The sequence below is a fragment of the Polaribacter irgensii 23-P genome (genome assembly GCF_000153225.1).
Taxonomy (GTDB): domain Bacteria; phylum Bacteroidota; class Bacteroidia; order Flavobacteriales; family Flavobacteriaceae; genus Polaribacter; species Polaribacter irgensii.
The window spans coordinates 2378358-2399397 of sequence record NZ_CH724148.1; the positions used below are offsets into that span (position 1 = coordinate 2378358).

Sequence of the window (21040 nt, forward strand, 5' to 3'; positions counted from 1 at the left end):
AATATACTTATTGTTTATTAATAATCTAAAATTAAAATTATGAATGTAAAATCATTTATGGAATGTGAGAGAAAAAGCCTTGAAAAGATGAAAAGGTATCAGTTATCCAACAAATTCAAGAAAATTGGAATAGGAATAATTATAATATCGGTAATAGCATTTATCGTGAATAAATTATCCATTGAAAATATAGACTTAAAACTAACATCCAAATATGGAATATTAATTGGATTATTACTCGTTTCAATTTCAAAAGAAAAAATAGAAGATGAACTAATAAAATCTTTGAGAATGCAATCTTATACTTTTGCATTTATTGCAGGTGTTATAATTACTCTATTAACAAATCCAATATTTAACTATATAGCAAATTTAATTTCTGAAAAACAGGAAGGAAGTTTTGAAGGTGTTGGAGATTGGGAAATTTTATGGATTTTGTTGAGCATTCAAGTTTTTTATTTTGAATTCTTAAAGCGAATGAACAAATGAAAAATCGACTAAAGATTGAAAGAGCAATATTAGACTTAACACAAGAAGAACTTGCTAATAAAATTGGAGTATCGCGTCAAACGATAAGTTCAATTGAAAAAAACAGATATGTACCTTCAACAGTTCTTTCATTAAGACTTTCCAACTTATTTAAAAAACCAGTTAATGACTTCTTTGAGTTAGACGAAAATGAGAAAGCCAACACTTTAATAAAAGCATAACACTACACCCTATTTTCAGGGATCCCAAAATTATACTGAATTCAGGGGTTGACAGGCGGTAGAATAAAAACTATATTCTAAACAGTTTAAGAAAAGGACCTAAAGTTAGCTTTGAGCACCACTGCAGGGAATAATCGTAGGTTGTACATTCGCTGTTGTATGTCTAGCAGGAGCCAGTTATGCTGTTGTAGATACCTGTTAATTAAAAATTAAAAAAATGATAAAACATTTAAAAGAGAACATTGTTCTATTTTTTACTTTTTACTTCCATTATGACCGGAATCTCTTTAGCAGATGTTGAATGGAGTATTGTAAAAGCAACAGAAAATGGCTTTAAGGAAATATTATTACCCTTAATTTTTTGCTTGCTAACTATCAACTTTTTAGTTTCTTATGTAGACAAAATTAAGAAAGAAAATAGGAAGAGTTAATTTGATAGAGTGCCTATAAACAGAACTTGGCACAACACCACATATAAAAGAACAGCAGTGAAATGCAAGCTAAAAGCGCATGCTGAACTGCTATTTTTATTTACAATCCGAAAGTAAAAGGGTTTTTAATCGGCTATTTTTTTAAGGATAATACCGTTACTCCCCAAAAAGCCCCTTCTAAAAAAAACACGCCACTTTAAAGTAACTGCAAAGGTGCACCCTATTTACAGGGATATCCAAATCATACCATTTTCAGGGATTGATACGAATGCTATTTTAATGTAGTTTTGTTTTAAAAGCGATTATTGAAACAGTTTGCTTTTAAATCATTATCCAATAGATAAAAGGAGCAGCTCGTTTTGTAAAACTTTGAGATCTAGAAGTCTTTTTTTTCAATAATTTGACGCTGAAACGAAAAACACAAAAACGTATAAAGTTCCGAATATCCCCCCAATATAGAAACGAATACGGATAAAAGGTAAGACTATAAACAAGTTGTGGCTAATTAAAACGAAACGTAAAATGAACGAACATTAATGGAAGTAATTGGAATAATTATCGGTGTAATTGGAATTATAGTTGGAATTTATCCATATTACAGAAGTAAATATATTTTAAGACCTGAATTGACTATTGAAATAACTTCAAAAGGAGGTTTAAGTGCACCAAGAGGTTTGAGCAGTAAGAATGTTTTAAACTCAGAAGGAAATATTGACGGAAATAATGCAATCCGAATATTTGAATTAACTTGGAGATTTAAAGTGACAATTACGAATAATTCAGACTTGACCGCTTTTTATCCTGAACTTGAATTTAATCCAACTGGTTCAAAATTTAGAATTGACAAAATCAACCGACTTAAACCAATCAAACCTTCCGAATCTTTGGAACTACTTGGGGAATTTAATAAATATGAGGAAGTTGAAGGGAAAAACAGAACAGATGTTGGAAAAGCACCACCAAACGAGTTTAGCGAATTAGAATTATTACTTGGCTATGAAAATTCTAAAAAACGGAGATTTTATACTTTATTTGACTTTAACGAATCTGAAAAAAAGAATAAGTTCTTAAACAAAAAACCGAAAGATTACAGAAATAACTAGCCACAACACCGTATAAAATTAATTGCTGGTTTTAGCCAACTTACGAAAGTCCAAACGAACTTTCTTGGTTATTGTTTAATTTACTAAATTAATGCCTTAAAATACGCAACTAACATTATACCAAACGTTGGCTACAATTAAAAAAAATCCTAACTGAATTGAAAAACCTGAACTTTGAAACAATACTAGAAGATGCGCAAAAATTCTTACGGACTGAAAACGATTCTTACATTCAAACTTATACCGAATTTATAAAATACTTTGAACAAATAAACGCTGGAAAAATAAACGAACATAATTTGGTAATTGCAAGTCATTTTGTTTATGGATGGATGCCGACAATTATTCATTTGAAATTGGAACAGAAAGACAAAGTTTTATTTTTATTAAATGCTGTGAAAAATGGACACATTTTAAAAGTCAACGAACTTGAAATTCTAAAAAAATCAATAAATAACTCTTTAGTAGGACTTTCTAAACTTTTGCATTTTATTAATCCGAAAGATTATGCGATTTGGGACAGTCGAATCTTTAGGTATTTAACAGAAAAGAAAAGTAGTTATGGAATTGACAGACCACAACTTTATCTTGACTATTTGAAAGGAATAAAGAACATTTCGGAAAATAAAGACTACGGAAAAATACACGATTTAATTTCTCGAAATTTTGAATATGATATTTATCCAACAAGAGCAATTGAAATAACAATGTTTGAAACAGACAGAAATAGACAAAGCCGAATGAAAAAATAACTATGGGCAACAACGTATAAAATTAATTGCTGACAAATCGATTACTTACGAAAGCCCAAACGGACTTTCGTCGTCAGTGTTTCATTTACTAAATTGATAGATTAAACTACGCGACTAACTTTATACAAACACTTTGTGCATAATGCGGAAAATCGTTGTAAATATTTACATTTGAACTAAAAAAGCCAACGCGCAAACAGCACATTTATTTTTTTTCCAACACTAAATGCCAACGCTCAAAAAAATAAAAGAACTGTTCTTTGCCAACGCACCAAATAGTACTAACTTTAGAAATTAAAGATAAAGATAATTTAATATGGCAATAAACAATTTAGCTGCAGCTAAAAAAGCCAAGAATGACGAATTTTACACGTTATACTCTGACATACAAAAAGAAATACAAGCATATCTTGACTACAATCCAAATGTTTTTAAAGGTAAAACTGTTCTACTTCCTTGTGATGACCCTGAATGGAGTAATTTTACGAAATTTTTCGCACAGAATTTTGAACGTTTCGGAATAAAAAAACTGATAAGTACAAGTTACGCACCAAATAGCAAACCTTATCAAATCGGATATCAAGTATCTATATTTGAAGAAAGTGCACCACAATACGACAGCAACAAAACTGAAAGTCAAGGAAAAATATATACTTTAGAGAGAGACATTACAGAAGACGGTAGAATTGACGTTGACGATTTAGAATGGAATTATCTCAAAGGAGATGGAGACTTTAGAAGTGAAGAAGTAATAAAGTTAAGAGATGAAGCAGATATTATTATAACCAACCCACCATTTTCATTATTTCGAGATTTCTTGCAATGGATAATTGAAGCTGATAAGCAATTTGCAATTATTGGGAATATAAATGCAATAGCCTACCAAGAGGTTTTTGCTTTAATTGCACAAAATAAAATTTGGTTAGGTACTGGAATGGGAAGATGGATTTCTGGATTTATTGTTCCTGACACTTATGAATTATATGGAACGGAAGCAAGAATTGATGATGATGGTAATCGGATTGTAGCAACAAATAATTGCCTATGGTTGACAAATATTGAACACGGTAAAAGATATCAACCATTAAAATTAATGACGTTAGCTGACAATAATAAGTTTAATAAAAAACTAAAAAAAAGAACTGCATACGAAAAATATGATAATTATGATGCTATTGAAGTGCCTTTCACAGATGCAATTCCTTCAGATTTTGATGGAACAATGGGAGTTCCAATAACATTTCTTGATAAATACAATCCAAATCAGTTCGATATAATTGGTATTATGGCAACAACCAAAATAAGTGAATACAATTTTGGATATCCATTTGTAAATGGTAAAAAAAAATATGCTCGAATTTTAATCAAAAAGAAATGAAAACAACATTAAGGAGCGAAATAACCGTTAAAGAAATCTGTGACGGTTTCGTGTATAATGAAGCAGAAGGAAAAGGTCTTTTCGGTCTTTCTGGAACTCTAACAATTCAACCAGAATATCAGAGAAATTATATTTATGCAGATGGTAAAAGAGATGTCGCGGTTATAGAAAGTATCTTAAAAGGTTATCCTTTAGGTCTAATTTACTTTAATACATTGAAAAACGGTCATTTTGAAGTTTTAGATGGTCAACAAAGAATTACAAGTATTGGAAGGTTTCTCACTTTCAAATTTCCAATTAAAGATGGAAATGGAATGGAACAATATTTTGATAGCCTACCAAGTGATAAGCAACAAAAAATTGAACAAGCAAAACTTTTAATATTTGAATGTGAAGGAGAAGAAAGTGAGATTAAAGAATGGTTTAAAACAATTAATATAGCTGGAGTTCCACTTAATGCTCAAGAACTTCGAAATGCCATTTATTCTGGAGAATTTGTTACACTTTGTAAAGAAGAATTTAGCAATAGCCTGAATACAAATATCCAGAAGTGGAGTGCTTATATAAGAGGTAGTGTTGATAGACAAGAAATTCTTGAATGTGGTTTAGACTGGGTTAGTCAAGGTAAAATTGACAACTATATGAGTAGCAATAGAAAGGAAAGCAACATTAAGGAATTGAAGACCTATTTTAATAGTGTTATTGATTGGGTATCAACAGTCTTTATTGATGTTGAAAGAGAAATGTGTGGTTTGGAATGGGGAAGATTATATGAAAATCACCATAAAACTGCCTATAATCCAAATAAAGTTTCTAAACAAGTAAGAGAACTTTATGGAGACCCATTTATAAAAAACGGGAAAGGTGTTTTTGAATATATTTTAGGAGGTTCAAATGAAACAAAATTGTTACAAGTGAGAGTTTTCGATGAATCAACTAAAAAATCAACTTATGCTCAACAAACAAAAATAGCAAAAAGCAAAGACAAATCTAATTGCCCACTATGTGCAGTCAGTAATAATTCTAACAAAAAAAAGATTTGGACAATTAATGAAATGGATGCTGACCACGTAACAGCTTGGAGCAAAGGTGGTGCAACTTTAAAGGATAATTGCGAAATGTTATGTAAAACTCATAATAGAGCAAAAGGAAATAAGTAGAAATATGAACTGAATTATGCCAACGCTAAAAAGCCATACACATTTGCAATTCTTACCAGCCAACGCTAAAAGCCAAAAATTGCAAAAGAGTATGTCTTGCCTACGCTAGCAAGTTTGCGGAATAAAGCCAGTGGATAAATGTATAAAAAACATAGGGCGTTTGTGCTAAACCGAGATGTCTGTGAGTATAAACTAAATAATAAACCGAAACGACAATGCTTATTTAGTGCCCTCCATTTCTGATTCTAAACGTTACCCTTTCCCAACCATTCCTTAAAGCAAAAAAGAACCTAACCTTAGCTTTGGGGTTAAAGTCTACAAGAGAACAACACCTTTTATCCGCCTATTCCTTGTTGGAATAAGATTAAAAGGTTGCATTTAAAAACTAATTAGTTAATTCACTTTTTTATAGTTATTTGCAAGCTATCTTTAGGAAAGTAATCACGGTCTTTATTCTTACAACGTGCTCAAAAACGACTAAACTACAACCCGTGCTTTCTCCTAAAACACGTATTCCCAAGCGCACAGAGAATCAAAAAACACGTTTGGCAAGAACTGTAACCGTCATCATCCATCGAAATACAAACAACCCACAACCCACAACGCATACGCATAAACCACCCAATCCCCACTCCGAACCTATTTACAAACAAAACACAACATAGAAATCTGTAGAAACTCAAGTTGCTTAAGAACGCTCAAAATAGGTCCACAACATCGAATGCTTTACTAAAAATTAGGCACACAAAAAAAGGACAAGATAAATCTTGCCCTTTTTATAACTATCGTTTTGGTAAATTATCCTTTAAAGACAATTTTACGCATTCTTAAATTTTCTGGAGTTACCTCTAGATATTCATCTTCCTTGATGTATTCCATATTTTCCTCCAAAGAGAAATCTACTTTCGGTGCAATCTTCATCGCTTCATCGGTACCCGACTTACGCATGTTTGTCAATTGCTTTCCTTTGATCAAGTTTACTGCCATTTCATCAGACTTGCTGTTCTCTCCAATTACCTGACCGATGTAAATTTCTTGATTCACATCAATAAAGAAACGTCCTCTATCTTGCAAACGGTTCAATGCATAAGCAGTTGCTTTTCCAGCTGCAGAAGAAACAATTGCTCCTTTTACTTCTTCGGTAAAGTCTCCTTTGTACAATCCGTATTCGCTAAATCTGTGGTTGATAATTGCTGTTCCAGCGGTAGCCGTAAGGATTCTATTTCTCAAACCAATCAATCCTCTTGAAGGAATTGAAAATTCTAAGTGCTGTAGATCTCCTTTAGGCTCCATGATCAACATGTCTCCTTTTCTTAACGATACCAAGTTAATTGCTTTTGAAGCCATCTCCTCGGGAACATCGATAGACAATGTTTCCATTGGCTCGTGCTTCTTACCGTCAATTTCTTTTAAAATTACCTGTGGACGTCCCACCTGCAATTCATATCCTTCTCTACGCATGGTTTCAATCAATACCGATAAGTGCAGTACTCCACGTCCGTAAACGTTGAACTTGTCTTCACTATCTGTCGTCTCTACTTTTAATGCTAAGTTTTTTTCTAGTTCTTTGAACAGACGGTCACGAATGTGACGCGAAGTAACAAATTTTCCTTCTTTACCAAAGAAAGGAGAATTGTTAATGGTAAACAACATACTCATGGTAGGCTGATCGATTTCTGTTCTTGGCAATGCTTCTGGGTTTTCTAGATCTGCAATGGTATCTCCAATTTCAAATCCGTCAATTCCTGTGATTGCACAAATATCTCCACAAGGAACTTTTTCTACCTGCACTTTTCCCATTCCTTCGAATACGTGCAATTCCTTGATTCTTACTTTTTTCGTAGATCCATCTGCTTTACACAACATGTAATCTTTTCCTACTTCTAAATCTCCACGAAATACACGTCCAATTGCAATTCTACCTGTAAAAGCAGAAAAGTCTAAAGAAGTAATTTGCATCTGCGGTGTTCCTTCATTGTACTTGGTTGCAGGAATCGACTCTAAAACAGCATCCAATAACGGAATGATGTTGTCAGTTACATTCTTCCAATCTGTACTCATCCAGTTGTTTTTTGCAGAACCATAGATGGTTGCAAAATCCAACTGCTCTTCTGTAGCTTCTAAGGCAAACATCAAGTCAAAAACTTTCTCGTGAACGATGTCAGGAGTACAGTTTTCTTTGTCTACTTTGTTGACTACTACAATCGGAGTCAATCCTAAATCTAAGGCCTTTCCCAGTACAAAACGTGTTTGTGGCATCGGTCCTTCAAATGCATCTACCAATAACAAAACACCATCGGCCATTTTCAATACACGCTCTACTTCACCACCAAAATCGGCGTGACCAGGAGTATCAATGACATTGATTTTTGTTCCTTTGTACATGACAGAAACGTTTTTAGAAAGAATGGTAATCCCTCTTTCACGTTCTAAATCATTATTATCTAATAATAAATCTTTCCGTTCTTTACGATCGTCTAAGATTTTTGCTTGATCAATAATCTTGTCAACTAACGTTGTTTTTCCGTGATCGACATGGGCTATAATAGCGATGTTTCTAATTTGATGCATTCGTGATTTCTTAAATTTCGTGCAAAAGTAGGTGATTCCGCGTTCATTAAACGATTTCTTGCTGTTTATTTTTGATTTTTGATGCGTGCGATTGCATTATTTTTCGTTCAAAAGCACATTTAATCCGCCATTGCTGCGCGGAATGCAAAATCTGTAGTTCTTTAAAGGCCCAATTCCTTTTGATTTGTTATCATAAAACTATGCTGGATAGCCTCCTTTTAAATTGAACAATGCACGCGCAAAATTGGCCTCCTTTAAAATGGCAATTGCCTGTTTGCTGCGAATTCCCGTTTTGCAATAGACCACCAGCGGTTTATCGGTAGGGATTTCATCAATACAAGAAGAGAGCGTTGGCAATGGAATGTGTTGTCCACCAATATGATGCTCAACGCGTTCCCAAGTTTCGCGAACGTCTAATAAGCGATACTCTTCTTTGTGTTTTAAAAATGCTTCAAAAGAAATTTCTTCCTGCACTTCCACACCACAGAAAAAATCATAATCCGCTGCGAGCGCCACCACGGTATTTTTAAGCTCTTTTTCAAAACTCACCAGCAGTTGTTGCATTGTCAAAACATTGTACAGCAATAGCTTATTGGACAGCACCATACCGATTCCGCAAATAATTTTAATCACTTCATTGGCTTGTAAACTCCCAATAATTCCCGGTAAAACGCCCAAAACGCCTATTTGTGAGCAGTTGGGTGCATCTTCGGGCTTTGGAGGATTTGGATACAGGCAACGATAGGTAGCACTTTCTTGATAATTAAACACACTTACCTGGCCTTCAAACTTAAAGATGGCGCCATATACCAGCGGTTTTTTTGCGAGCACCGCGGCATCGTTGGTTAAATAACGGGTGGAAAAATTATCACTCCCATCGACAATAATATCATAGGCTTTAAATAGCAAAATTGCATTTTCGCGTGTCAACTTTTCATTGTACACGTTAAAAGCAATGAACGGATTTAGTCTTGACAGGCGTTTCGCGGCCGTTTCGGCTTTCGAAAGACCTACGTCATCCAGAGTATATAAGATTTGACGCTGTAGATTGCTCTGTGCAACCACATCGTCGTCTATAATTCCCAGTGTTCCCACTCCCGCAGCGGTCAAGTATTGCAGAACCGGACATCCCAATCCTCCTGCTCCCACAACCAAGACTTTCGCCTGCTTGAGTTTTAGTTGTCCCTCCACTCCTATTTCGTCTAATATAAGATGGCGATCGTATTGTTTTTTTTCTTCGTTTGTGAGGATCATGAGGGATGCACGGATTCAAATTGTGCCCAGTCTTTCCAAACCACTTCTAAACCTTGACTTTTCAACATGGCAACCACCTCTTCGGTACTGCGCTCGTCAGAAATTTCAAACTGCTCTAAAGATTCCTTTTCTAGGGTATAGCCACCGGGGCTGGTTTTTGATTCTGCGCTAATCGATGTGGTGCCTAAATGCACAATATGATTTCTAAAAATTTCGCTCTCCCGCGTAGACATCGAAAGTTCAATATCTTCATCAAACAACCGAAAGGCACAAATTAACTGCACCAAATCGGTGTCTGTCATCGCTACTTTTGGTTCCAAACCCCCAGAATGCGGTCGCAATCTTGGAAACGAAATGGAATACTTTGTTTTCCAATAGGTTTTTTGAAGGTACCTTAAATGCAATGCAGTAAAAAGACTGTCTGCGCGCCAATCTTCCAAGCCAAACAAAGCGCCCAAACCAATTTTGTGAATGCCGGCTTTTCCCAACCGGTCGGGCGTCTCTAAGCGGTAATCAAAATTAGATTTTTTTCCCTTCGGATGGTGTTTCTTATACTCATCTCGGTGGTAGGTTTCCTGATATACCAGTACCGCATACAATCCGTTTTCTATCAACAGTTCATATTCCTCTTGGTCTAAAGGTTGTACTTCAATCGTAATATTTGAAAATTGAGAACGGATCAGTTGAATGGCATTTTTAAGATATGCCACCCCAACTTTTTGATTTGCTTCTCCTGTTACGAGCAGAATATGATCGTAGCCTTTCTTTTTTAAAAAAGCGACCTCTTTTAAAATTTCGGGATCTGTAAGTGTCCGTCTCGGTATTTTATTCGTCATGCTAAATCCGCAATAGGTGCAAATATTCTGGCATTCGTTGCTCAAATACATGGGGGCATACATTTGGATAGTATTCCCAAATCTTTTTTTAGTGAGCAGGCTGCTTTTTTGCGCCATCTGCTCTAAAAAAGGTTTTGCTGCTGGAGAAATCAAGGCCTTAAAATCTTCGAGGTCGAGTTTCTCTTTCGCCAAGGCCTGCCTTACCTCTGCCGTTGTTTTATTGAAAATACTTTTCAGGGTATCGTCCCAATTGTACGTGTCAAAAAGTGTTTTAAAAATAGCCATGTTTTATTGTAAAAATGAGGTTAATGGACTGCTTGCTTCTGCCTGATTTTTTATGGGCGCTAGTTTTGCTTCATAAGCCATTCTACCAGCTTCTACTGCCATTTTAAAAGCGATTGCCATGGCTACAGGATTTTGAGAAACCGCAATTGCCGTATTTACCAGCACAGCATCTGCTCCTATTTCCATTGCATAAGCAGCATGTGAAGGGGCACCAATACCAGCATCTATAATTACAGGAACATTGGATTGCTCGATAATAATTTCTAAAAACTCCAGCGTCCGCAAGCCTTTGTTACTTCCAATTGGCGCTCCTAAAGGCATTACGCATTGGGTTCCTACATCTTCTAAACGCTTGCACAAAACAGGATCTGCATGAATGTAAGGAAGTACCACAAAACCCAACTTCACAAGTTCGGCGGCCGCTTTCAAGGTTTCTATCGGATCTGGCAATAAATACCGAGGATCTGGATGTATTTCTAATTTCACCCAATTTGTTCCCAACGCTTCCCGTGCTAAAGTCGCTGCAAACACCGCTTCTTTTGCTGTTCTTACGCCAGAGGTGTTGGGTAATAAATTGATGCGTGGATGCTTTAAATGTGTTAAAATATCGTCTTCTGTATTGTGTAGATCGATTCTTTTCAAAGCCATGGTCACCAGTTCACTTTCAGAAGCAAGCAGGGCTTCCTGCATTTGCACTGAGGAACTAAATTTTCCAGTTCCCACAAATAACCGAGAGGTAAATTCTTTGTCTGCTATTTTTAATTTGCTGTTCATTTTCTTCTTTTAAAATTGTGTGTTCGCTGTTTTGTTTGCTTGCGCTTCCTTGCTTGAAACTGAAATCAATTTCGTAACAATTGGAATGCTTTTAAAATCTTTGGTGAGGGCTCCAGAAAATGCAATCCCATACACACCCGTGTTCACAATCTCAGGAACTGCGCTGAACTCAATGCCTCCAATAGCTATTATTGGCGTTTTTGTGTGCAATGCAGCGAGTATGCGCTTGTATCCATCCACTCCCAAAATAGGACTCAATTGCTTTTTTGTCTTGGTAAATTGATACGGACCCAAACCGATGTAATCGACTTTTTTAGCCAGTAAATTTTCACAATCTTCCAAAGTGTTGGCGGTTCCTCCAATGATAAATTCAGAACCTAAATACCCCCGAACTTCTTGGGGGCAACAATCCTTTTTTCCCAGATGCACACCATCTGCCTGCACCTCTTTTGCAATTTTGTAATGGTCATTAACGATGAGTTTCGCTTTATAATGCTGAGTAATCCTTCTTGCCTTTTTAGCAGTCTCTAAAATACTGTTGGCATCTAAATTCTTTAAACGAAGTTGCACCCAAACAGCTCCAGAGATACAGGCCTGCTCAATGTTCTCTAAATGTTCTTCTGGCGTTTCTCCCTGCGATATGTACTGTAATTTACCGATCATGCTATTTCTAATTATGCGTTCCTAACAAAGAGCTATTTGAATTTAAAAATTGTTCGGTGTAACTCTTCGCCTTCAAACACGATTTTTTTAAAGAGTTTCCCAGGGCCAAATTTGACGCTAATGCTGCAGACAACACGCAACCACTACCGTGTTTGTCAAAAACAGTGAATCCTATTGGTGGAATATTAAATTTCGCTGTTTTACTGTGATACACTTCGTCCCATCCTTTTTTGGCGAGATTGTGCCCCCCTTTTAAATACACATTTGTTCTTTGTGAAATAAATTCAATAGTTTCTTCCATTGTTTTCTCAGGAAATAATTCTTTTATTTCTTCGTAATTGGGTGTTATAAAATCGCAGAGTAGCAATACTTTTTCAAAAACAACAAGATCTTGTGCAGCGTGAAAAACAAAACCTGCACTTGCTTTTAAAACGGGATCTAGCACAATTTTTGCCCTTGGGTTTCTCTTTTTAACGGTCTCTAATATGGAGTGTAAAACTTCCCAAGATTGAACAATTCCTATTTTTACAACAGCAACTGAAAAACGGTCAAAAAGTGTTTCTATTTGGTTTAAAATGCTGTGCTTCTCCATCCAAATGCATTCTTTAAACGCAATGTCGTTTTGCACCGTCACTGCTGTGCATGCTGACAAACCGTATACGCCATGTGCTTCAAATGTTTTGATGTCTGAGGTAATTCCCGCGCCACTAGAAGGATCTAAACCTGCAATTGTTAAAATGTAGGGTGCTGATTTCAATTATTCATGAATTTAATTAATACGGGTATGTCTGTTTTCAGAGAGCTGTGTGTAGTTTTGTACACATTGCTCGTATTGTTGTTGTATGCTCTTGAAACTTTCAACTGGATTTTCAGCGTACCACACGCCTCCTAAAACACCGACGCCATGAAAGCCAAGTGCGATGGTTTCTTCAAGATTATTTGCAGTAATGCCTCCCATACCAATCATGCGTTTGTCTATCTCATGCACCTTAAAAGAACGCCCTAGGTATCCTTTTTTAGAAATGGAAGAAAAAACGGGACTTAGAAAATGATAGTCAAAGGCAACGGTGCAATCTAAGACTTCTTTAATTTCGTGAAAAGAACTGCTGATCGTTTTGCCTTTCTTTTGCAAATCAAGAAAAAGTTGCGGTCCCTTAGTAAGTACATCAGCTCTTTTTTTCGCTGTAAAATGCAATCCTTTTAAATTGTAATCTTGCAGCAACTCGTGACAGTGGTGCAAGAGAATTCTATGGTGATATTCTGGCGGTATTTTGTCTAAAAAGGCGCAGTGCTCTTGTTGGTTTTTTGCTGGTTTTCTCAAGTGATAACAAGACAATCCTTCTTTAAATAACTGTGTGAGGATTTCAATTTCACCAACAATATCTTTTTCAGGTGCTAATAAAATGAGCATTCTTATTCAATTTTATTCGGTTAAAGTAGATCGGATCGCGTTTACTATGAGTTAGGGATTGTATGGACATCCTTTTGCGTTTTTAGCAAAAGATAGAAAGGAAAGCCCGCCCACGCTTTTTTTTCAAAGCGTGGGAACTTCCTAAAAATTTTACAAATACACTTCAGATCCTTTGTCTTTAAACTCTTTTGACTTGGCTTCCATGCCCTTGGCGATTACCTCATTGTCTACAATTTCGTTTTCTGCAGCAAAGTCACGTACTTCCTGAGAAATTTTCATAGAACAAAACTTAGGACCACACATAGAACAGAAATGGGCAACCTTTGCGCCGTCTGCAGGCAAAGTTTCATCGTGGTATTCCAACGCACGTTCGGGATCTAAACCTAAATTAAACTGATCTTCCCAACGGAACTCAAAACGCGCCATACTCAAGGCGTTATCTCTGTGCTGCGCGCCAGGATGTCCTTTTGCCAAATCAGCAGCATGTGCCGCAATTTTATACGTGATCACACCTACGCGAACGTCTTCTTTATTTGGCAAACCTAAATGTTCTTTTGGGGTCACATAACACAACATTGCGCAACCAAACCAACCAATCATCGCGGCTCCAATACCCGAAGTAATGTGATCATATCCTGGAGCAATGTCTGTAGTCAAAGGTCCTAAGGTATAAAAAGGCGCCTCGTCACAGAGTTCTATTTGCTTTTCCATGTTTTCTTTAATCATGTGCATTGGCACATGCCCGGGACCTTCAATAAAACATTGTACTTCGTGCTTTCTTGATATTTTTGTCAGCTCTCCTAAAGTTTCTAATTCTGAGAATTGCGCTTCATCATTTGCATCTGCAATAGATCCTGGACGCAAACCGTCTCCCAAAGAAAGGGCAACATCATAGGTTTTTAAAATCTCGCAAATGTCTTCGAAATGCGTGTATAGAAAGCTCTCCTTGTGATGCGCCAAACACCATTTGGCCATGATCGAGCCACCACGAGAAACAATACCAGTTACACGGTTGGCAGTCATCGGTACATACCGCAATAAAACGCCTGCATGGATTGTAAAATAATCAACACCCTGCTCTGCTTGCTCTATCAGCGTATCTCTAAAAACTTCCCATGTTAAATCTTCTGCAACCCCATTTACTTTTTCTAGCGCCTGGTAAATTGGAACGGTACCAACGGGCACTGGTGAGTTCCGCACAATCCACTCTCTGGTCTCATGAATATTTTCACCTGTAGACAAGTCCATGATATTGTCTGCTCCCCAACGACACGCCCAAACAGCTTTTTCTACCTCTTCTTCAATAGAAGAAGTCACTGCAGAATTACCAATATTGGCATTGATCTTCACCAAGAAATTCCGACCTAAAATCATAGGCTCTGCTTCTGGATGGTTGATATTTGACGGAATTACAGCACGTCCTCTAGCCACTTCTGACCGCACAAATTCGGGGGTGATGCGCTCTGGAATGGAAGCACCAAAATGTTCTCCTTTGTGTTGCTTGCGAATTTCTGTCATTTCGTCTATACGCTGGTTTTCACGAATCGAAATGTATTCCATTTCTGGGGTAATCATTCCTTTCTTAGCATAGTGCAACTGCGTTACATTTGCTCCTTTTTTTGCGCGCAATGGGTTTTTCAAAAGTGAGAAACGCATGTGATCCAATTTTTTATTATTCAAGCGCTCGTTGCAATATTCAGAGGTAAACCCATCTAATTGCTCCACATCATTTCTATCTAAAATCCATTGTTCACGAATTCTTTCAATACCCGCGTGCACATCTATTTTCTTACTGGGATCTGTATACGGTCCCGAAGTGTCATACACGGTAATAGGCTGATTTGGTGTTTTCTTTTTTGTCCTAGAGTCCGTAGTATCTGACAGTAAGATTTCACGCATGGCCACACTAATTTGTGGATGAATTTTTCCCGCTACATATACTTTTTTTGAGTTTGGAAATGGTTTTCTTGTAATTCCCTCTTTGCGAGGTGCAGTGTCCTTTTTTTTCATAATTATCTCAGATCAATTAAATAGTTAACTACTTTAAATGTCTAATTATTTAGCCTCCTTGTGTGGATGTAATAATTAGCAGTTCATCACTATTTTGAAGTACTCTAAAAGACCAATCTGCTTTCTTTACAACGCTGCTATTGACAGCAATGGCGATGCCATTCGTGTTTATATTAATAAAACGCACGAGTGCTGCTACCGTTAAAGTTTCTGAAAATTGATGGATTTCTTGGTTTACTTTTATAGTAATCATATTTATAAAATATTACTGTAAACCGGAGAGATGTAGTTTTTTAAAATACTAGATCTAAGCAACTTTTTCCTACGTTGGTCTTAACCAAATCAGGTTCTAAGGATTTTTCTCAAACTAAATTAATAGCTACTCCTAAAGTTTACTTTGTAAATGTACGCGATAATTTAGTGAAACAAGAAGAATAAAAAGAATTATTTTAGGTCGTCTCTAAAAGAAGAAGGTAAGATATCGGGAAGTAATTTGATTAGTAATGGCAACAACAAGGCACCCCCGGGAAGCATGAATACTGCCAACGCAGGAATGGCTTTGCAGATGTCCAACAGCTGCATCTTTACTTTTACCTTTTCCTCTTCGTTTAATGGGGTGTGCGTAGACTTTCGCAATAAAAAGAGTGCTTCCTTACTTTCAGACAACTCTTGATACAATCGCAGCTTATTTTTATGAAGCAACAATTTAATTTCCTCGATGGTTTGCATTACTGTTTTCTGCGGGTGCGTTCTTCACTGATTAAATCCAACTCTCTACTGGTCTGTCCTGCAACAGAAGTATTTTCTTCTGCTCTTCGGATTAAATAGGGCATCACGTCTTTTACCGGTCCAAAAGGAAGGTATTTTGCCACATTGTACCCTGCATTGGAAAGATTGAAACTGATATTGTCGCTCATGCCAAACAATTGCCCAAACCACAAGTTTTTATCTTTCTTCTCAATTCCATATTTTTTTGCCCAATCCATAATTAGATAGGTACTGTGCTCATTGTGCGTTCCTGCAAACAAGGCCATGTTCGGACGGTCCATCATATACAGCGATGCGGCGTCAAAATTTTCATCTGTTGCGCGCTTGTCGATACAAATTGGAGATTCGTAGCCTTTTTCTTCTGCACGTGCACGCTCTTTTTCCATATACGCACCCCGCACTACTTTCATCCCAATAAAAAAACCTTTTTTCAAGGCCCTTTCATTCAGCGCTTTTAAATAGTCTAGTCGGTCGTGTCGGTACATTTGTAACGTATTGAAAACAAGCGGTCGCTCTTGATTGTACCGCTCCATTAGATCCTCAATTACATCATCTGCAGCGTCTTGCATCCAGCTTTCTTCACCATCAATCAACAGCGGGAACCCTTTTTCATAAGCCGCTTTTCCAATGGTATCAAAACGCGCTACTACACGCTGCCATTCTACTTCTTCTGCCGCTGTTAAAACTTCTTTTTCTGTAATTTTCTGAAACAGCGCAAAACGTCCCAGTCCCGTGGGCTTAAATACAGCAAAAGGAATGGCTTTGTTTACTTTTCCGAAATCAATCACTTTCAACACCTTTGCCAAAGTTTCATCAAACTCACTTTCCGCCTCTTTTCCTTCTACAGAATAGTCTAAAACAGAGGAAACACCTTTGGAGTACATTTTATCGATGCTGGGAACGCAGTCTTCTTCTGTCACCCCACCACAAAAATGATTAAATACAGTGGCACGAATGATTCCTTCTACAGGTAAATTTGCTTTCAAGGCAAAATTCGTAATGGCAGATCCAATTCTTACCAGTGCTTGGTTTTGGATCATTCTATATAAAAAATTAGCTCTTAATAACTCAGCATTCGATTTGAGAGAAAAAGCGACTTCGGTATTGTCAAAAAGCTTCATTCAACGGTAAAATTTATATTACAAATATACCTTAGAATTATAAATAATTCGATAAATTATTTTTAATTTGCATCACTAAGAAACACCTTATGAATTCCATACAAGCCGCTAGCTATCCTGTTCATTTTCAAGACAAAGCATATGTAGAATTGTCCAATCTCATTTCTGAAAATAACTATTCCATGCTCTTTATTCTAGTCGATGAGCATACTCTGGAAGACTGTTATCCGAAATTTATTCCAAATTTAAAAACCGACAAGCAAATTGAGGTCATAGAAATCGAATCTGGAGAAATCAACAAAAATTTAGAAACTTGTATTGGTGTTTGGAATGTCATCACAGAGTTGGGAGGCGATCGCAAAAGTTTACTCATTACACTCGGTGGTGGAGTGATCACGGATCTCGGCGGATTTGTAGCTTCTTGTTTCAAACGTGGAATTGATTTTGTAAACATTCCCACGACCTTACTTTCGATGGTAGATGCGTCTGTTGGCGGAAAGACAGGTGTAGATTTGGGAGTATTAAAAAACCAAATTGGCGTATTTGCAAATCCAGAAATGGTTGTGGTAGACCCAGAATATCTCGCTACCGTTCCCGAACGGGAAATGAAATCTGGAATGGCAGAAATTATCAAATACGGCATCACTTATGATCTTGCGTTACTGCACGAAATAAGAGATTATAAATACCTAAACCTACACCATTTAATCACAAGGTCTATTGCCATAAAAAATGAAGTAGTCCTGCAAGATCCCAAAGAAAAAAATATTCGAAAAATATTAAATTTTGGACATACGCTAGGACATGCTATTGAGTCTTTTTATTTAGAATCTGCAGACAAAGAAAACCTTACGCATGGAGAAGCTATTGCCATAGGAATGGTCTGTGAGAGTTTCATATCGGCAGAAATACTTGGATTTCCATCTGCCAATGTTACAGAAATTAAAAATATAATCTCAGACATGTATCCAAGAATAAAGCTGCAAAAAGCAGACTTTCCCAGTATTATGGCGCTGCTAAAACACGACAAAAAGAATACCAACGGACAGGTGAATTTTGTACTACTCAATGCCTATGAAGACTGCAAGCTAGACTGCATCGTTTCTGATGCGTTGATCATTGCAAGCATGGAATATTACAACGAGTAAGGCATGCTTCTGTTACGCTAAAGCCCATCTGCTGGCACGTCCATTTAATAGACTAAAGTTCACAATAATTTTTGCTGTTTGTCTAAAACCGTAAAGTGTCCACTCAATACGCGCTGAGTGGATCGCACCATTTAAAATTCTTTCTTTCCAAATTCACTGTCGATAAACTTCGAAGCATTTTTCCGAGCATTAAAATTGTAGGAAAGGTTTAAAGAAACCACATCCACTTCATATACATAGTTTGTCGTTGTAAAAAACTGCTGCGCTCTTGCGGTTGAAATCCGCTGCTCATTCGACTTTAACAGACCCATGTCTATATTTTGCCATTGCAATGTTGCTGTGAGCCTGTCATCCATAAACTTTTTGCGAAACGTAAGATTTGGCGAGTAAAAACGAGAGTCTTCCCCCATGGCAGTATTGGCAGCAGACACATAATTAAAAGTACCCTGCAAAGAAGCGTTCTCCCATAAATCTACAGTGGTATTCAAGTTTATAGAATATACCGTGGCATTAGAAGCAATGGCATAGGTTCTTGCAACCCCATCTCGATGTTTGAAGTTCAGCGTCCCTTCAATTCCGTAATTGTACAAATTCATTCCGATGATATGCGTCCAGTTTTTAGAAGGTTTTACGGTTGCCCCCAACTCAATACCAACGGTATTGCTGCGCCCTACATTTGAATACACCCGGTTTAAAATCGTATCAATAATAGCTCCATTACTTTCATAAGCCAAAGTATTTACTCGGTTGATTGCATTTTTTACATGCCTAAAATAAGCCGTTGCATAGATGGCGTTGCCACCTTTTAAATTTTTAGTTACGCCCAGTTCTATCAAGTCAATAAATTCAGGACGTAAGGTATTGTCTCCTTGCTCAAAAACTTCAGAATGCTCGCGTTCTGCAAAACTATTCATTTTTAAAGTCGTGGTGCGGACCACTCTTTTACTATACGCTGTTTTGATATTTGTGTTTTCACTGAGCTGGTATTGTAGCGAAGCGGATGGAAACAACTTTAAAAAGTCATAATAGTAAATGTTTTCCACAGTTTCACTCTTTAGGGCTTCTGTGTAGTCCCTGTTCATGGACTCTAATCGCACTCCTGCAGCATAATTCCACTTCTTTTTAGCTCCAGTCAATTGTACATATCCCGAATGAATTTTTCTTTTCAAACGCACAGCACTCGAAAATTCAGGAACTTGCACTCCATCTCTTTCATAGATAAAAGTACCAGTATGGTCTAAGTCTCGGTATTGATAGCCCGTTTCTAAAAGACCAAAAGAAAAAGGTTTCCATTGGTAATCAATCGTAAAACGCGTGCCATACAACGGATTGTCATTGGTGTTGAATTCTTTTTGGTATACTATGGCATTGTTGGGAAATCCTAAGTTATCATTCTCAGTAGGACCTCCTAAAAAGGTGTATTCGTAAAGTATGGCAGTCGTAATTTTTGAAGTATTATTAAAGGTATGCGCATAATCGAAACTTCCCAAAGCAAAATCTCCTTTTCGAATTCTTAAATTGTGATTGTAATAGGCGAAGGTATATTGCCGCTCGGCCGAACCTGTGATGGGAACGGCGTGGTTGTCGTAATAAACAATATCTGCCAAGCGCTCTTTGCTGCGTTTTCCAGCGAAAAACCCCATCGAAAATGCGTTTGCTTTATTTGGGGTATATGCGGCTGTAAAACGCCCATTATAGGTTACTTCATCAAAGCTTCGCTCTCCATCAGAAGGTAAAAATGTTGTTTTATTTTCAGGTGCATTGATAATAAAAAGGTCCCCTTCTCTTCTCCCCGCTTTGTCATTTCTTTGGTAACTTACGCCTGCAGAAAGATTCCACTGCGCTGTTCTTTTGTTTACCGTAGCATCGATACCGTATCTTTGCGAAGCTACTTTGGTGTCATAGCTCTCGATGGATGGCATTCCTCCACGAACATTTACCTGCGCAAAAGTGCCGTTAATAGCCCCTTTTTTAGTAATAATATTCAAAATACCCCCTTTTCCTTCGGGATCGTATTTTGCTGAAGGTGCAGTAATCAATTCTACACGCTCTAAAGCATTTGCTGGCAACTGAGCTAAAATAGTGCTGGCTGTTCCTTGCGTTGGTTTTCCGTTGATTAAAACGGCAAAACCTTGACTTCCACGAACCCGAAGCGTTCCCGAACCATCCATGCTCACAGATGGCAGATTCTTGACAACATCCATAGCATTTCCCCCTACCGTACTTTGGTATGCTTTGGCATCAAAAACTTGGCGATCAATTTTATGCGAAACTGCAGGTCTCTCTGCCGTAATTGTCACCTCGCTTAATTGACTTTCACCACCTAATTGCAACGGTAAAACACCAAAATCTTGGGGATTCCCATTGCGCACTATTACAATAGAAGGAACACTGTATTTTTGGTATCCTAAAAAAGAGGCCTCTAAATAATAATTTCCCGATTTGAGATTTGAAATGGAAAAAAAACCCTCTTTATCCGTGACAACTCCCGCTATTAATTTTTTACTGGCCTGCCCATAGATTGCAACACTGGCATATTCTAAAGGATATTGGTCCTGCGCATCTACTACAATTCCCGTTAGTTGCGCGCTTGCACTTTGCGTGCTTGCGAAAAAAAAGGAAAGACAAATAAAAGGGACTATAAAAGTTTTCATATTTTTAATTT

The 21040-nt window shown here is 37.1% G+C and carries 20 protein-coding genes and 1 riboswitch; of the genes, 8 read left to right on the forward strand and 12 right to left on the reverse strand.

Features of this window, described 5'->3' with window-relative positions:
- Positions 1-39 precede the first annotated feature (39 nt).
- The 7 genes from PI23P_RS10585 to PI23P_RS10610 all read left to right on the forward strand — a co-directional run bounded on the left by PI23P_RS10585 (position 40) and on the right by PI23P_RS10610 (position 5534).
- Positions 40-489 carry a hypothetical protein gene (locus PI23P_RS10585; RefSeq protein ID WP_004570848.1) on the forward strand — a complete coding sequence of 150 codons (450 nt, stop codon included), beginning with the start codon at positions 40-42 and terminating at the stop codon, positions 487-489.
- Positions 486-710 (forward strand): helix-turn-helix transcriptional regulator, encoded by a 225-nt coding sequence (locus PI23P_RS10590; protein ID WP_004570849.1) that lies wholly within the window; start codon positions 486-488, stop codon positions 708-710. The genes PI23P_RS10585 and PI23P_RS10590 overlap by 4 nt, the downstream gene beginning before the upstream one ends.
- Before the next feature lie 242 nt (positions 711-952).
- Complete coding sequence (locus PI23P_RS12555) at positions 953-1141, forward strand: hypothetical protein (RefSeq protein WP_155811769.1); 189 nt, start codon at positions 953-955, stop codon at positions 1139-1141.
- Positions 1142-1677: 536 nt separating this feature from the next.
- Positions 1678-2244, forward strand: coding sequence for a hypothetical protein (locus tag PI23P_RS10595; RefSeq protein ID WP_004570851.1), 567 nt, complete (start codon positions 1678-1680; stop codon positions 2242-2244).
- Positions 2245-2402: 158 nt separating this feature from the next.
- Complete coding sequence (locus PI23P_RS10600; RefSeq protein WP_004570852.1) at positions 2403-2996, forward strand: hypothetical protein; 594 nt, start codon at positions 2403-2405, stop codon at positions 2994-2996.
- Between the two features lie 316 nt (positions 2997-3312).
- The gene (locus tag PI23P_RS10605; protein WP_004570853.1) at positions 3313-4374 is read left to right on the forward strand and encodes an adenine-specific methyltransferase EcoRI family protein; all 1062 of its coding nucleotides are present in this window, start codon (positions 3313-3315) and stop codon (positions 4372-4374) included.
- Positions 4371-5534, forward strand: coding sequence for a GmrSD restriction endonuclease domain-containing protein (locus PI23P_RS10610; protein ID WP_004570854.1), 1164 nt, complete (start codon positions 4371-4373; stop codon positions 5532-5534). Before PI23P_RS10605 ends, PI23P_RS10610 begins: the two co-directional genes overlap by 4 nt.
- Before the next feature lie 798 nt (positions 5535-6332).
- Here PI23P_RS10610 and typA read toward each other — a convergent pair.
- The 11 genes from typA to PI23P_RS10665 form a co-directional block, all read right to left on the reverse strand.
- Positions 6333-8105: a translational GTPase TypA gene (gene typA, locus PI23P_RS10615; RefSeq protein WP_004570855.1), complete on the reverse strand. Its 1773-nt coding sequence runs from the start codon at positions 8103-8105 to the stop codon at positions 6333-6335.
- A 198-nt stretch (positions 8106-8303) separates the two neighbouring features.
- Positions 8304-9359, reverse strand: coding sequence for a molybdopterin-synthase adenylyltransferase MoeB (moeB, locus tag PI23P_RS10620; RefSeq protein WP_004570856.1), 1056 nt, complete (start codon positions 9357-9359; stop codon positions 8304-8306).
- Positions 9356-10480, reverse strand: coding sequence for a 2-iminoacetate synthase ThiH (gene thiH / locus PI23P_RS10625; RefSeq protein WP_004570857.1), 1125 nt, complete (start codon positions 10478-10480; stop codon positions 9356-9358). The genes moeB and thiH overlap by 4 nt, the downstream gene beginning before the upstream one ends.
- A gap of 3 nt (positions 10481-10483) precedes the next feature.
- A complete protein-coding gene (locus tag PI23P_RS10630) occupies positions 10484-11254 on the reverse strand; it encodes a thiazole synthase (protein ID WP_004570858.1) in 771 nt (256 codons plus the stop codon).
- Positions 11255-11263: 9 nt separating this feature from the next.
- A complete protein-coding gene (gene thiE / locus PI23P_RS10635) occupies positions 11264-11917 on the reverse strand; it encodes a thiamine phosphate synthase (RefSeq protein WP_004570859.1) in 654 nt (217 codons plus the stop codon).
- Between the two features lie 7 nt (positions 11918-11924).
- Positions 11925-12674, reverse strand: coding sequence for a hydroxymethylpyrimidine/phosphomethylpyrimidine kinase (locus PI23P_RS10640; RefSeq protein ID WP_004570860.1), 750 nt, complete (start codon positions 12672-12674; stop codon positions 11925-11927).
- A gap of 12 nt (positions 12675-12686) precedes the next feature.
- On the reverse strand, positions 12687-13328 hold the full coding sequence (locus PI23P_RS10645) for a thiamine phosphate synthase (protein WP_004570861.1): 642 nt from the start codon (positions 13326-13328) through the stop codon (positions 12687-12689).
- 150 nt (positions 13329-13478) lie between these two features.
- The gene (gene thiC / locus PI23P_RS10650) at positions 13479-15338 is read right to left on the reverse strand and encodes a phosphomethylpyrimidine synthase ThiC (protein WP_004570862.1); all 1860 of its coding nucleotides are present in this window, start codon (positions 15336-15338) and stop codon (positions 13479-13481) included.
- A 49-nt stretch (positions 15339-15387) separates the two neighbouring features.
- Complete coding sequence (gene thiS / locus PI23P_RS10655; RefSeq protein ID WP_004570863.1) at positions 15388-15591, reverse strand: sulfur carrier protein ThiS; 204 nt, start codon at positions 15589-15591, stop codon at positions 15388-15390.
- Positions 15592-15640: 49 nt separating this feature from the next.
- Positions 15641-15735: riboswitch (TPP riboswitch) on the reverse strand.
- A 47-nt stretch (positions 15736-15782) separates the two neighbouring features.
- On the reverse strand, positions 15783-16067 hold the full coding sequence (locus PI23P_RS10660) for an LETM1 domain-containing protein (protein ID WP_004570864.1): 285 nt from the start codon (positions 16065-16067) through the stop codon (positions 15783-15785).
- Positions 16067-17227, reverse strand: coding sequence for a proline dehydrogenase family protein (locus tag PI23P_RS10665; protein ID WP_004570865.1), 1161 nt, complete (start codon positions 17225-17227; stop codon positions 16067-16069). The genes PI23P_RS10660 and PI23P_RS10665 overlap by 1 nt, the downstream gene beginning before the upstream one ends.
- An 89-nt stretch (positions 17228-17316) precedes the next feature.
- Here PI23P_RS10665 and aroB point away from each other — a divergent pair, with 89 nt between their 5' ends.
- On the forward strand, positions 17317-18375 hold the full coding sequence (aroB, locus tag PI23P_RS10670; RefSeq protein ID WP_004570866.1) for a 3-dehydroquinate synthase: 1059 nt from the start codon (positions 17317-17319) through the stop codon (positions 18373-18375).
- Between the two features lie 131 nt (positions 18376-18506).
- Here aroB and PI23P_RS10675 read toward each other — a convergent pair whose 3' ends face one another.
- Positions 18507-21029 carry a TonB-dependent receptor gene (locus PI23P_RS10675; protein ID WP_004570867.1) on the reverse strand — a complete coding sequence of 841 codons (2523 nt, stop codon included), beginning with the start codon at positions 21027-21029 and terminating at the stop codon, positions 18507-18509.
- Between the last annotated feature and the right edge of the window lie 11 nt (positions 21030-21040).

Excerpts from the sequence above, each read along its gene's own strand:
- PI23P_RS10630 (WP_004570858.1), bottom strand. The coding sequence starts at position 11,254 with ATGAACAGCAAATTAAAAATAGCAGACAAAGAATTTACCTCTCGGTTA.
- PI23P_RS10605 (WP_004570853.1), top strand. The coding sequence starts at position 3,313 with ATGGCAATAAACAATTTAGCTGCAGCTAAAAAAGCCAAGAATGACGAA.
- PI23P_RS10665 (WP_004570865.1), bottom strand. The coding sequence starts at position 17,227 with ATGAAGCTTTTTGACAATACCGAAGTCGCTTTTTCTCTCAAATCGAAT.
- typA (WP_004570855.1), bottom strand. The coding sequence starts at position 8,105 with ATGCATCAAATTAGAAACATCGCTATTATAGCCCATGTCGATCACGGA.
- PI23P_RS10645 (WP_004570861.1), bottom strand. The coding sequence starts at position 13,328 with ATGCTCATTTTATTAGCACCTGAAAAAGATATTGTTGGTGAAATTGAA.
- moeB (WP_004570856.1), bottom strand. The coding sequence starts at position 9,359 with ATGATCCTCACAAACGAAGAAAAAAAACAATACGATCGCCATCTTATA.
- thiH (WP_004570857.1), bottom strand. The coding sequence starts at position 10,480 with ATGGCTATTTTTAAAACACTTTTTGACACGTACAATTGGGACGATACC.
- PI23P_RS10660 (WP_004570864.1), bottom strand. The coding sequence starts at position 16,067 with ATGCAAACCATCGAGGAAATTAAATTGTTGCTTCATAAAAATAAGCTG.
- thiE (WP_004570859.1), bottom strand. The coding sequence starts at position 11,917 with ATGATCGGTAAATTACAGTACATATCGCAGGGAGAAACGCCAGAAGAA.
- PI23P_RS10590 (WP_004570849.1), top strand. The coding sequence starts at position 486 with ATGAAAAATCGACTAAAGATTGAAAGAGCAATATTAGACTTAACACAA.
- thiC (WP_004570862.1), bottom strand. The coding sequence starts at position 15,338 with ATGAAAAAAAAGGACACTGCACCTCGCAAAGAGGGAATTACAAGAAAA.
- PI23P_RS10585 (WP_004570848.1), top strand. The coding sequence starts at position 40 with ATGAATGTAAAATCATTTATGGAATGTGAGAGAAAAAGCCTTGAAAAG.
- PI23P_RS10675 (WP_004570867.1), bottom strand. The coding sequence starts at position 21,029 with ATGAAAACTTTTATAGTCCCTTTTATTTGTCTTTCCTTTTTTTTCGCA.
- PI23P_RS10595 (WP_004570851.1), top strand. The coding sequence starts at position 1,678 with ATGGAAGTAATTGGAATAATTATCGGTGTAATTGGAATTATAGTTGGA.
- PI23P_RS10610 (WP_004570854.1), top strand. The coding sequence starts at position 4,371 with ATGAAAACAACATTAAGGAGCGAAATAACCGTTAAAGAAATCTGTGAC.
- aroB (WP_004570866.1), top strand. The coding sequence starts at position 17,317 with ATGAATTCCATACAAGCCGCTAGCTATCCTGTTCATTTTCAAGACAAA.
- thiS (WP_004570863.1), bottom strand. The coding sequence starts at position 15,591 with ATGATTACTATAAAAGTAAACCAAGAAATCCATCAATTTTCAGAAACT.